Origin of the sequence: Streptomyces sp. NPDC059456 (genome assembly GCF_042750055.1) — a bacterium.
Lineage (GTDB): Bacteria > Actinomycetota > Actinomycetes > Streptomycetales > Streptomycetaceae > Streptomyces.
The window spans coordinates 2,672-14,110 of record NZ_JBHYVA010000162.1 but is presented as its reverse complement, the minus strand read 5'-3'; the positions used below and the strand labels follow the sequence as shown (position 1 = coordinate 14,110).

Annotated in this window: 9 protein-coding genes and 1 tRNA gene; 7 read left to right on the top strand and 3 right to left on the bottom strand. The window is 71.8% G+C overall.

Going from position 1 to position 11,439, the window contains the following annotated elements:
* Positions 1-29: 29 nt before the first annotated feature.
* Both ACFXA3_RS16735 and ACFXA3_RS16730 read right to left on the bottom strand, forming a co-directional pair.
* The gene (locus tag ACFXA3_RS16735) at positions 30-554 is read right to left on the bottom strand and encodes an NUDIX hydrolase (protein WP_385187407.1); all 525 of its coding nucleotides are present in this window, start codon (positions 552-554) and stop codon (positions 30-32) included.
* On the bottom strand, positions 551-2,002 hold the full coding sequence (locus ACFXA3_RS16730) for a zinc-dependent metalloprotease (RefSeq protein ID WP_385187405.1): 1,452 nt from the start codon (positions 2,000-2,002) through the stop codon (positions 551-553). Before ACFXA3_RS16730 ends, ACFXA3_RS16735 begins: the two co-directional genes overlap by 4 nt.
* A 191-nt stretch (positions 2,003-2,193) precedes the next feature.
* On the opposite strand from ACFXA3_RS16730, the gene ACFXA3_RS16725 reads away from it, so the two are divergent.
* The 4 genes from ACFXA3_RS16725 (at position 2,194) to ACFXA3_RS16710 (ending at position 5,506) form a co-directional block, all read left to right on the top strand.
* Positions 2,194-3,357, top strand: coding sequence for an SDR family oxidoreductase (locus ACFXA3_RS16725; RefSeq protein ID WP_385187403.1), 1,164 nt, complete (start codon positions 2,194-2,196; stop codon positions 3,355-3,357).
* Positions 3,358-3,496: 139 nt separating this feature from the next.
* Positions 3,497-3,958: a molybdenum cofactor biosynthesis protein MoaE gene (locus ACFXA3_RS16720; RefSeq protein ID WP_385187401.1), complete on the top strand. Its 462-nt coding sequence runs from the start codon at positions 3,497-3,499 to the stop codon at positions 3,956-3,958.
* 156 nt (positions 3,959-4,114) lie between these two features.
* Positions 4,115-4,312, top strand: coding sequence for a hypothetical protein (locus ACFXA3_RS16715; protein ID WP_054223145.1), 198 nt, complete (start codon positions 4,115-4,117; stop codon positions 4,310-4,312).
* 108 nt (positions 4,313-4,420) lie between these two features.
* Positions 4,421-5,506, top strand: a complete 1,086-nt coding sequence (locus ACFXA3_RS16710) for a PDZ domain-containing protein (protein ID WP_385187399.1) — start codon at positions 4,421-4,423, stop codon at positions 5,504-5,506.
* Between the two features lie 64 nt (positions 5,507-5,570).
* Here the strand turns inward: ACFXA3_RS16710 and ACFXA3_RS16705 are convergent, their stop codons facing one another.
* Positions 5,571-6,143 carry a PPA1309 family protein gene (locus ACFXA3_RS16705; protein WP_385187397.1) on the bottom strand — a complete coding sequence of 191 codons (573 nt, stop codon included), beginning with the start codon at positions 6,141-6,143 and terminating at the stop codon, positions 5,571-5,573.
* A gap of 143 nt (positions 6,144-6,286) precedes the next feature.
* Here ACFXA3_RS16705 and ACFXA3_RS16700 point away from each other — a divergent pair, with 143 nt between their 5' ends.
* The 3 genes from ACFXA3_RS16700 (at position 6,287) to ACFXA3_RS16690 (ending at position 11,354) form a co-directional block, all read left to right on the top strand.
* Positions 6,287-9,163: a UPF0182 family protein gene (locus tag ACFXA3_RS16700; RefSeq protein WP_385187409.1), complete on the top strand. Its 2,877-nt coding sequence runs from the start codon at positions 6,287-6,289 to the stop codon at positions 9,161-9,163.
* A 45-nt stretch (positions 9,164-9,208) separates the two neighbouring features.
* Positions 9,209-9,282, top strand: a tRNA-Met gene (locus ACFXA3_RS16695).
* Positions 9,283-9,485: 203 nt separating this feature from the next.
* The gene (locus ACFXA3_RS16690) at positions 9,486-11,354 is read left to right on the top strand and encodes a sel1 repeat family protein (RefSeq protein ID WP_385187395.1); all 1,869 of its coding nucleotides are present in this window, start codon (positions 9,486-9,488) and stop codon (positions 11,352-11,354) included.
* The last annotated feature ends 85 nt before the right edge of the window (positions 11,355-11,439 follow it).

Genomic DNA, 11,439 nt, shown 5'->3' with positions numbered 1-11,439 from the left:
CCTACCGGTATTCCGGTGTACCCGGGGCGTCAGAGCCGTGCCCGGGTCGCCTCCAGCAGCCGTACGACCGAGGCGTCGGCCACCGACGCGACCTCCTCGTACGGGAACCAGCGCACGTCCAGCGACTCCTCGCTGACCTCCGCCACCGCGCCGGCCGGGGCCAGCGCCGCGTACTGCACGTCCAGGTGCCAGTTGCACGGCGCCGGGATCGGGTGCCGGTCCAGCCGCACCGGGCCGCCGGGCAGCAGCGTCAGCCCGGACGCGATGCCCGACTCCTCGACGGCCTCGCGCAGCGCGGCCCCCGCGATCGAGGTGTCCTCGGGCTCGCAGTGCCCGCCCATCTGGAGCCACATGCCGAGCTTCTTGTGCAGGGTCAGCAGCACCCGCTCGCCCACCGGGTCCACGACCAGCGCGCTGCCCGTGATGTGCCCCGCCCGGCAGGGCTTGTAGACCCCGTCCGGGTGGGCCTCCAGGTGCTCCAGGTACAGGTCGCGCAGCTCGGGCTGGTCCTCGTACCCCTTCAGGACCAGGACCACGTCGTCGTACAGGCTCACTTCTCCGGTTCCCCCTCGCCGTCGGCGGCGTCACCCTGGTTGCCCTGGTTGCCCTGGTTGCCCTGCTCGCGCCGCTGGGCCGCCTCGCCGAGCATCTTGTCGATCTCGGAGAAGTCCAGCTGCTCGCGGTGCACGAACCCGTCCGGGTCGTCCAGGTCGGAGGCCGTCGGCAGCATGTCCGGGTGCTCCCACAGCCCGTCCCGGCCGTCCACGCCGCGCGCGTCCGTCAGGGAGGCCCACAGCCGCGAGGCGTCCCGCAGCCGGCGCGGGCGCAGCTCCAGCCCCACCAGGGTCGCGAACGTCTGCTCCGCCGGGCCGCCCGAGGCGCGCCGCCGGCGCATGGTCTCGCGCATGGCGTCCGCCGAGGTCAGGCGGGGCTTGGCCGCCTCGTGGACGACCGCGTCCACCCAGCCCTCGACCAGCGCGAGCGCCGTCTCCAGACGGGCCAGGGCGGCCTTCTGCTCGGGGGTGTCCTGCGGCTGGAACATGCCGCCCTGGAGCGCTTCCTGGAGCTGCTCCGGGTTCGTCGGGTCGAGCCGGCCGACCACGTCCTCCAGCTTGGAGGTGTCGACCTTGATGCCCCGCGCGTACCCCTCGACGGCGCCCAGCAGGTGCGAGCGCAGCCACGGCACGTGCGCGAACAGCCGGGCGTGCGCCGCCTCGCGCAGCGCCAGGTACAGCCGTACCTCGTCGGCCGGGACGCTCAGGTCCTTGCCGAAGCCCTCGATGTTCAGCGGCAGCAGCGCGGCCTTGCCGGCCGGGCCCAGCGGCAGACCGATGTCGGTGGAGCCGACGACCTCGCCCGCGAGCGTGCCGACGGCCTGGCCGATCTGCTGGCCGAACATGGCCCCGCCCATGGAGCGCATCATGCCGAGCAGCGGGCCCGCCATGGCCTGCATCTCCTCGGGCAGCACGCTGCCCATGGCCGCGCCGACGCGCTCGGCGACCGGGTCCACGAGCTCCTTCCACACCGGGAGGGTCGCCTCGACCCACTCGGCACGGCTCCACGCGACGGCGGTGGTCGCGCCCGAAGGCAGCGAGGTCACCCCGTCCAGCCAGTGGTCGGCGAGGCGCACGGCCTCCTCGACGGCGGACTTCTCGGCGATGCCGACGCTGGAGTCCTTCACGCCGTCCGCCGTGCCCTGCGCGACGGTCTGGCGGGCGATGTCCTTGGCCATGTCCCAGTTCACGGGACCGCCCTCGTAGCTGAGCATCTGGCCGAGCTGCTGGAAGGCCGCGCCCAGGTCGTTCGGGTTCATCGCACCGAACATCGCCGCGAACGGGTTGTCCGCGCCGCCCGGGCCGCCGGCGCCGCCCGGCAGGCCCATGCCCGGGAACCCGAACGGATTCGGGCCGCCCTGACCGCCCTGATTGCCCTTCTTCTTGCCTTCGTCGCCGTTCTCCGGCTCCTCCGGCGGAAGGCCGAATCCGAATGGGGTGTCGCTCACGGGTTTCCTCGGCTCGTAGGGCCGCCGGCAAGGCCGGCGGGAAATGGTCCGACAACACCACCCAGCGTAGACACCACACCCGCTTCCGGGCTCGGTGCTCCGCCGACTCCTGGGCTGCGGCAGGATGGACATCACCTGGTAGGTACGCGTCACGACGCGCCCCTACTGAAGACAACCGCTGGAGACGCCTGGTGAGTTCCCCAGATCCACAGGTTCGCGCGCCGCACGACGCCGAAAACCGCCCTGAGCACGGCGAGAGCGCCCACGACGTTCGCCGGCCGCGAAACCAGGCGGACCCCCGCAGGAACGGCCCCGTGATCGCCGTGACCGGCGCCGCCTCCGGGGTGGGGGCTGCCCTGGTGGCCCGCCTGGCCGCCTCCGACGAGGTCAAGCAGGTCGTCGCGATCGACGAGCGGCGCGGTGACTGCGCCGCCGCGCAGTGGCACGTGCTGGACGTACGGGACCCCGCGATCGCCGAGAAACTGCGCGGCGCCGACGTGGTCGTCCACCTGGCGCTGGACCTCGACCTGGAAACGGACCCGGCGGCCCGTACGGCGTACAACGTACGCGGCACCCAGACCGTGCTGACGGCCGCCGCCGCGGCCGGGGTGCACCGGGTCGTGCTGTGCACGTCCACGATGGTCTACGGGGCCCTGCCGGACAACGACATCCCGCTGTCGGAGGACTCCGAGCTGCGGGCCACGGCCGAGGCGACCGGCGTCGGCGACCTGCTGGAGATCGAGCGGCTGGGCCGGCGGGCGCCGCGGGCGCACCCCGGGCTGAACGTGACGGTGGTCCGCCCGGCCGTGCTGGTCGGCGGCACCGACACCGCCCTGACCCGGTACTTCGAGTCGCCGCGGCTGCTCGTGGTGGCCGGATCCCGGCCGACCTGGCAGTTCTGCCACGTCGAGGACCTGGTCAGCGCGCTGGAGTACGCGGCCCTGGAGAAGGTCGAGGGCGAGCTGGCCGTGGGCTGCGAGGGCTGGCTGGAGCAGGAGGAGGTCGAGGAGCTGAGCGGCATCCGCCGCATGGAGCTCCCGTCGGCGGTCGCGCTGGGCGCGGCGGCCCGGCTGCACCGGATCGGCCTGACGCCGTCCCCGGCCGGGGACCTCGCGTACACGATGCACCCGTGGGTGGTCAGCGTCAGCGGGCTGCACGCGGCGGGCTGGCGGCCGCGCTGGACCAACGAGGAGGTGCTGGCCGAGCTCCTCCAGGAGGTCGCGGGCCGGCACACGGTCGCGGGACGCCGGCTGGGCCGCAAGGACGCCACCGCGGCGGGCGCCGCGGGCGCGACGGTCGCCCTGCTGGGCGCCGCGGCGGTGGTCCGCGCCGCCCGCCGCCGCCGCGGCCTCTGACTCCTCCTCCCGCCCCCGGCAGCCCCTCCCCGCGGGCGGCCGGGGGCTCCGGTCCTGTAGGAGGCTCCATACGCGTGGGTCGTACAGCCGGTCGAATCGGCTATACCGCGATGTGAGACCCGTGGTGCACGATGGCTGCATGGCACCGCACTTCGACCACCCCGGCGAGCAGGCCGCACCGGACCCGATCCGGCTGCTCGGAATCCGTGAGACCCCGCTCTCGATCGACGAGGTCTTCCAGGCCGTCGGCGACGATGCGACGGGCGGCACGACGCTCTTCGTCGGCACGGTGCGCAACCACGACAGCGGGGCCGACGTCGACGCCCTCGGCTACTCGTGCCACCCCACGGCCGAGGCCGAGATGCGGCGCATCGCCGAGCGCGTGATCGACAAGTACCCGGTCCGCGCCCTGGCCGCCGTCCACCGCATCGGCGACCTGTCCGTCGGCGACCTCGCGGTGATCGTGGCGGTGTCCTGCCCGCACCGCGGCGAGGCCTTCGAGGCCTGCCGGATGCTGATCGACGACCTCAAGCACGAGGTCCCGATCTGGAAGCACCAGACGTTCTCGGACGGCACCGAGGAGTGGGTCGGCGCCTGCTGAGCACGTCCGGGGGGCCGGGTGCGGGAGCCGGGGGGAGATCTTGTACTGTCCCACCCGTTCGGCCGCGCAACACGCCCTCGATTTGCGTAACCCCCTCCCGGGCACGAGCGTTGAAGCCACCAACGACACGTACTTTCGGGGCAGGGAGGCACGTCCATGGCGTCACTGGCGTGGTTGCTGATTCCGCTGTTCGCCGCCGTCGGAGCGGCGATATGGGGCAGCTGGGCGGCGCGCGACCGCACTCAAGGTGACATATCCGAACTCGCGGGATACGCGAGGTTCCGCGAAGCCATGGACAGGGCCGATCAGGCCAGGGTGAAGGAAGCGGCCCATTCCGGTTCCGACGCGGTGTGACGCGTCCCGGGCGAGGCCCCCTGAGAATCCGCTGAGAGTTCCGCCCGCGGCCCCCGTACGGACCGGCCCCGGCGGCCGCCCGTCAGGGGCGTCCCGTACTGTCGATCCATGCCACGCCGCACTGCGACGATGCTCGCCTCCACCCTCCTGCTGTTCGCGCTGCTCTGCGCAGGGGTGTTCATCAAGGTCCCGTACTCGGAAATGAGCCCGGGCCCGACGGTGAACACGCTCGGGGACTCGCACGGCGAGCCCGTCATCAGCATCGCGGACCACAAGACGTACCCGGCAAGCGGGCACCTCAACATGACGACGGTCCGGGTCACCGGCGCCGACTACGACATGAACCTGCTGGAAGCGGTCTACGGCTGGCTGTCCGACGACAACATCGTCGTCCCGCACGAGAACCTCTACCCGGGCGGGAAGACGGAGGAGCAGTCCACCCAGGAGAACGCCGAGGAGTTCAGCCAGTCGCAGGAGAGCGCCAAGGTGGCGGCCCTCAAGCAGCTGGGCACACCGGGCGTCACCAGCCGCGTCGTGGTCTCCACCGTCGTCAAGGGCAGCCCCGCCGAGGGCAGACTGCACGCCGGTGACGTGATCCGGGCCGTCGACGGCAGCCCCGTCAACGCGCCCGAGGACGTGGCCAAGCTCGTCACCAAGCGCAAGGCCGGCGAGCCGGTCGAGTTCACCATCGTGCCCGCCGCCGAGGCGGCCGCGGCCGAGAAGGCGCGCACGGAGCCGACCGGCACGACCAAGGTCGTGATCACCACCGCCAAGGCGGAGGGCGACGGGCACGCCATCGTCGGCATCCGGGCGGGCACCGACCACACCTTCCCGTTCGCCATCGACATCAAGCTCGCCGACGTCGGCGGCCCGAGCGCGGGCCTGATGTTCGCCCTCGGCATCGTCGACAAGCTCACCCCGGGCGATCTGACCGGCGGCAAGTTCGTCGCGGGCACCGGCACCATCGACGACACCGGCAAGGTCGGCCCGATCGGCGGCATCCAGATGAAGACGATCGGCGCCCGCAAGGCCGGCGCCGAGTACTTCCTGACGCCCGCCGAGAACTGCTCCGCCGCCGCCCAGCACGTCCCCGACGGCCTGACCCTCGTGAAGGTCTCCACCATCGACGACGCCACGAAGGCACTGGAGAAGATCGGCAAGGGCGACACGGCCGGCCTGCCGCGCTGCGGCTAGGGCCCGGCCCGGCCCGATCCGGAAGACGGGCCCCGGCGGCCGGGACCGGTCCGCCCGGACCCGCTCAGTCCAGGAACGTCGCGGCCAGCGCCTCGGCCAGGCCCGGCACCAGGCTCGCGCCGGTCAGCACCTCGGTCGAGGAGTCCTTCTCGCGCAGCCGCACCGCCGATTCCCGCGAGCCGTCGCGCAGCACGCCCACGGTCAGGCGCACCTCCTGCCGGTCCGGATGGGCGGCGACCCACTTGGCCAGCTGCTTGTCGCTGAGCCCCTCCGGCACGGAGGCCTCCGCGGACGGCGGCAGCATCAGCCGCTCCACCGTCAGCGCGCAGCCGACGATCGCCGGGGGCCAGGCGATGGTTCCCAGGAACTTGTCCAGCGGGGTGCCCTTGGGCACCTCCTCCTGCTCGATCGGGGTGAGCTGGCTCTTGCCGGCGTCGTCCTGGTCGAGGCCGAGCTGGCCCGCGAGCCGCGGTTCCGACTTGCGGAGCTTGGCCGTGTCGACGAGTGCGAACAGCCGGGCGGGCTTGTCCCAGCCGAGGGAGGAGGCGTACTCGTCGATCTCGAGGACGGCGCGCGTCAGGGGGGTGGCCGCCATCGGCGTGCCCGGGGAAGGGGAAACGTTGGACATGGACAACATCCTGCCTCCTTTCCGGCCGATAACGGGAACTGACTAAAGCCTCAGTAAGTTGCATGAGTGGGCCCTACGATCGGGGGCCCAGCTTTTGAAATGTCCAGCCACGACACTCAGCGACTTTCGAGGTGCGCACCTTGGCTTTCCAGATGCCGGACCGCGGCGGAGGCCCCTCCGGGCCACGGATGAGAGTCGGCCGCCCCTCCCGGCGTGCCCGCACTCTTCTGATGACCTTGGGCGTACTGGCCGTCCTGGGCATGGCGTTCGTCATGTTCGCGGGCTTCTGGACGGACTGGCTCTGGTTCCGCTCCGTCAAGTACTCCACGGTCTTCACCACCACCCTGTGGACCAAGATCGGCCTCTTCGCCGTCTTCGGCCTGCTGATGGCGGGCGCCGTCGGCCTGAACATCTGGCTGGCGTACCGGCTGCGGCCGCCGCTGTCCGCGATGTCGATGGAGCAGCAGAGCCTCGACCGCTACCGGATGAGCGTCGCCCCGTACAAGACGTGGCTGCTCCTCGGGATCGCGGCGCTCGTCGGCATGATCGCGGGCGCCTCGGCCGCCGGCCAGTGGAAGACCTGGCTGATGTACGTGAACGGGGTGCCCTTCGGGCAGAAGGACCCCCAGTTCCACCTGGACGTGTCGTTCTACACCTTCGACCTGCCCTGGTACCGCTTCCTCCTCGGCTTCGGCTTCGCCGCGGTCGTGCTGTCGGTGATCGCCGCGGTCGTCGTCCACTACCTGTACGGCGGCCTGCGCGTGACGAGCCCGGGCGCCCGGGCCACCGCCGCGGCGACCGGACACCTGTCGGTGCTGCTCGGCCTCTTCGTGACGCTGAAGGCCGTGGCGTACTGGCTCGACCGGTACGGCCTCGCCGTGAAGTCGAGCGACTTCAAGGCCGCGGACAACTGGACCGGCCTGCGCTACGTCGACGCGAACGCGTACCTGCCGGCGAAGACGATCCTCGTCGCCATCGCCGCGATCTGCGCCGTGCTCTTCTTCGCGACGCTGTGGCGCCGCACCTGGCAGCTGCCGGTCATCGGCTTCGGCCTGATGGTGCTCTCGGCGATCCTGATCGGCGGGCTGTACCCGGCGATCGTGCAGAAGTTCCAGGTCCAGCCGAACGAGCAGGCCAAGGAATCCCCGTACGTCGAGAAGAACATCGAGGCGACGCGCAACGCCTACGGGATCGACCGCTCCGAGGTCAAGGACTACCCGGGCGTCCCGCAGACCGACGACAAGACCAAGCTGCGGCAGGCGGCCGACACCACGGCCAGCGTCCGGCTCCTCGACCCGAACATCGTCTCGCCGGCGTTCCAGCAGCTCCAGCAGGTCAAGGGCTACTACGCCTTCCCGTCCACGCTCGCCGTGGACCGGTACAGCGGCCAGGACACGGTCATCGGGCTGCGCGAGCTGAACATCGCCGGCATCCCGAAGAACAACTGGATCAACGACCACTTCAAGTACACGCACGGTTACGGCGTGGTCGCGGCCAAGGGCACCACCGTCAAGGACGGCGCCCCCGACTTCACCCAGTCCGACCTGCCCTCCAAGGGCATGTTCGGCACGGACTTCGAGCAGCGCATCTACTACGGCGAGCAGACGAAGCAGTACTCGATCGTCGGCGGACCGCAGAAGGAGCTCGACTACTCGGACGACAAGGGCGAGAAGGAGACGAGCTACAAGGGCGACTCCGGCGTCAACCTCGACAGCCCGGTCAACCGGGCGGCGTACGCGCTCGCGTTCAGCGAGCCGCAGATCCTGTACTCCGGCGCCATCGGCGACGGCTCGCGGATCCTCTACCACCGCACGCCCAAGGAGCGGGTCGAGGCCGTCGCCCCGTGGCTGACCATCGACGGAGCCCCGTACCCGGCGGTCGTCGACGGCCGGATCAAGTGGATCGTCGACGCGTACACGACGACGAACGGCTACCCGTACGCCTCGCGCACCACGCTGGGCCAGAGCACCGCGGACTCCCTCACCAACAGCCAGCGCGCGGTGGTGGCCCAGGAGAACCAGGTCAACTACATCCGCAACTCGGTCAAGGCCACGGTCGACGCCTACGACGGCACGGTCGACCTGTACCAGTGGGACACCCAGGACCCGGTCCTCAAGACCTGGATGAAGGCGTTCCCCGGGACGGTCAAGCCCAAGAGCGAGATCTCCAAGGCGCTCATGGACCACCTGCGCTACCCGCAGGACCTCTTCAAGGTCCAGCGCGAGCTGCTCACCCGGTACCACGTCACGGACCCGCAGACCTTCCTCAGCGGCAGTGAGGCCTGGGCCGTCCCGGACGACCCGACGACCAAGGCCGGCACGGCGGTCCCGCCGTACTACCTGTCGATGAAGATGCCGGACCAGAAGGAGAAGGACCAGGTCTTCTCGCTCACGACGACGTTCACGCCGAACGAGCGGGACAACCTGAGCGCCTTCATGGCGGTCAACGCCGATCCGGGCACCGCGGACTACGGCAAGATCAGGATCCTGAAACTGCCGACCAGCAAGCCGGTCGACGGCCCCAAGCAGGTGCAGAGCAAGTTCCAGTCGGAACCGAAGATCGCCGAGTCGATCCGGCTGCTGCGCGGCGGTGACTCCGAGGTCGAGTACGGCAACCTGCTCGCGGTGCCGCTCGACGGCGGAATGCTGTACGTGGAGCCGGTGTACGTGCGCAGTTCGGGGCTGAAGTACCCGCTGCTGCGCAAGGTGCTGGTGACGTACGGCAACCAGACGGCGTTCGAGGACAGCCTGGACAAGGCGCTGAACGTGGTCTTCGGGGCCGAGGCGCCGACGGTGCCGGTGGCTCCGGTGACCCCGCCGGGCGAGGGCACCACCACGCCCCCGACCTCCCAGGACCCGACGGTCAAGGCGGCCCTCGACGACGCGAAGAAGGCGATCGAGGCGGCCGAGAAGGCCCGTCAGTCCGGCGACTGGACGGCCTTCGGCAAGGCCCAGGACGACATCAAGGCGGCGCTCCAGCGGGCGATCGACGCGGAGGCGAAGCTGACGGCCCCGAAGCCCGGCGGATAACGGGTAATGGCTCGGTCCCGCGTCGTGATACTGTGGTTTCACCGACGCGGGGTGGAGCAGCTCGGTAGCTCGCTGGGCTCATAACCCAGAGGTCGCAGGTTCAAATCCTGTCCCCGCTACTGAAGATGAAGGCCCGGATCCCAGGGATCCGGGCCTTCGTCATGTCCAGGGGGGACACGCGGGGACCATGTGGTAGCTGAGACGGGTGAGTTGGGGCGGGACCGTGTTTGACTTATCTCTCTGTGGGCATGTCGACAAAACGCTGTAGTGACCTCACAGGCTGCGACATACCAGGTGTACGCGGGTAGCAGGTGATGCGACGATGGGATTTATGGGGGACAGGTCAACTCTGCTGGAGACAGGGCGGTTTGTGAGGGCGGAAGTCGAATCGGGCGCAGAGGCCGACGAGGAGGCTCCGGTCGTTAACGCGCAGACCGCACTGACCGATGCGGATTTCGCGGAGGAAATGTTCGCCGAGACCGACCCGGCGGCGAGCGACACCGAGCTGGAAGCACGGCACCGCGTCGCGGCCGACCGGGGCGACCCGGGCGCCATGAGCGTGCTCGGGGCGCTGCTGCTGCGCCGCGGCGACCTGGCCGGCGCCGAGCCGTACCTGCGTGGCGCCACCGCGGAGGGGGACCGCGCCGCCGCCAACAACCTGGGAGTGCTGCTGCTCCAGCGGGGTTACCCCGAGGAGGCCGCCGGCTGGTGGCGGGTCGCCGCCGTCGCCGGATCCGCGCCCGCCGCACACGCGCTGGGCCGCCACTTCCGCGAGCGCGGGGACGAGCCCGCCGCCGAGTACTGGCTGCGTCAGGCGGCGGAATCCGGCCACGCCCTGGGCGCGTACGGGCTCGCCGAGCTGCTGGAGCACCGCGGCGACAAGGGCGTCGAGCGCTGGCTGCGCCAGGCCGCCGAGCAGGGGCACCGCGAGGCCGCCTACCGGCTGGCCCGGCACCTGCGCAAGGGGGACCCCGCCGAGGCCGAGCAGTGGTACCGGCAGGCCGCCGCGCGCGGGCACCGCCGGGCCGCCCTCCACCTGGGCGCCCTGCTGGAGGCGCGCGGAGAACTCAAGGAGGCCGGGCGCTGGTACCTGACCTCCGCCAAGCAGGGCGAGGCGCGCGCCGCGTGCGCGCTCGGCTTCCTGCTGCGCGACGCGGGCGACGAGGAGAGCGCCGTCGCGTGGTGGAACCGGGCCGCGCAGGACGGCGACGGGAACGCCGCCAACGCCCTGGGCGCGCTGCACGCGGCGCGGGGCGAGACCCAGACCGCGGAGAAGTGGTACCGCACCGCGATGGACGCGGGCGACCAGAACGGGGCGTACAACCTTGCTTTGCTGTGCGCCGCACAGGAGCGGACCGCACAGGCCGAGCAGTGGTACCGGCGCGCCGCCTACGCCGGCCACCGCGAGGCCGCCAACGCCCTCGCGATCATGCTGCTCCAGGTCGGTGACGCGGCCGGGGCCGAGCCGTGGTTTTCGAAGGCGGCCGAGGCGGGCAGCGTCGACGCGGCGTTCAACCTCGGGATCCTGTTCGCGAGCCGGGACGACGACCGGACCGCGCTGAAGTGGTACGAGCGGGCCGCGTCCGCCGGCCACACCGACGCGGCCCTCCAGGTCGGGATCGCGCTGGTCCGCGACGGCGAGGACCGCGCGGCCGAGCGGCACCTGCGCTGCGCCGCCGGCGGCGGCAGCGCGGAGGCGGCGTTCCGGCTCGCGGCGCTGCTGGAGTCGCTGGCTCCGCCGCCCGAGCCGGTGGCGCTGGGCGAGCCGGTGGGCAGCGCCCCGCGCACCGAGAGCGAGGAGTGGTACGAGCGGGCCGCGGAGCTGGGGCACCGGCGGGCCCAGGTGCGGGTCGGGATGCTGGCCGCCGCGCGCGGCGACGGGGCGGTCGCGGCGCGGTGGTACCGGGAGGCGGCCGAGGCCGGCTCCCGCAACGGGGCCTTCAACCTCGGACTGCTGCTGGCGCGCGAGGGGAACGAGCCGGAGGCCGCCCTGTGGTGGACCCGGGCCGCGGTGGCCGGCCACGGCCGGGCGGCGCTGCGGCTGGGGCTGCTGGCCGCCCGGCACGGGGACCTGGCCGAGGGGCAGAAGTGGTGCGTGCGCGCCATGGAGCTGGGCCCGGCGGAGGTCTCCGAACGCGCCGCCCGCCTCCGCGAGGCCCTGGCAGCGGAACAGTCGGAGCAGTCGGCGTAAGCCGGCTTCCCGACCCTCGCCGGGCGGGTGAGCGGGCGGGAACGGCGAACGCCGGGCCGCGTTTCGCGGCCCGGCGTCCGGGTGG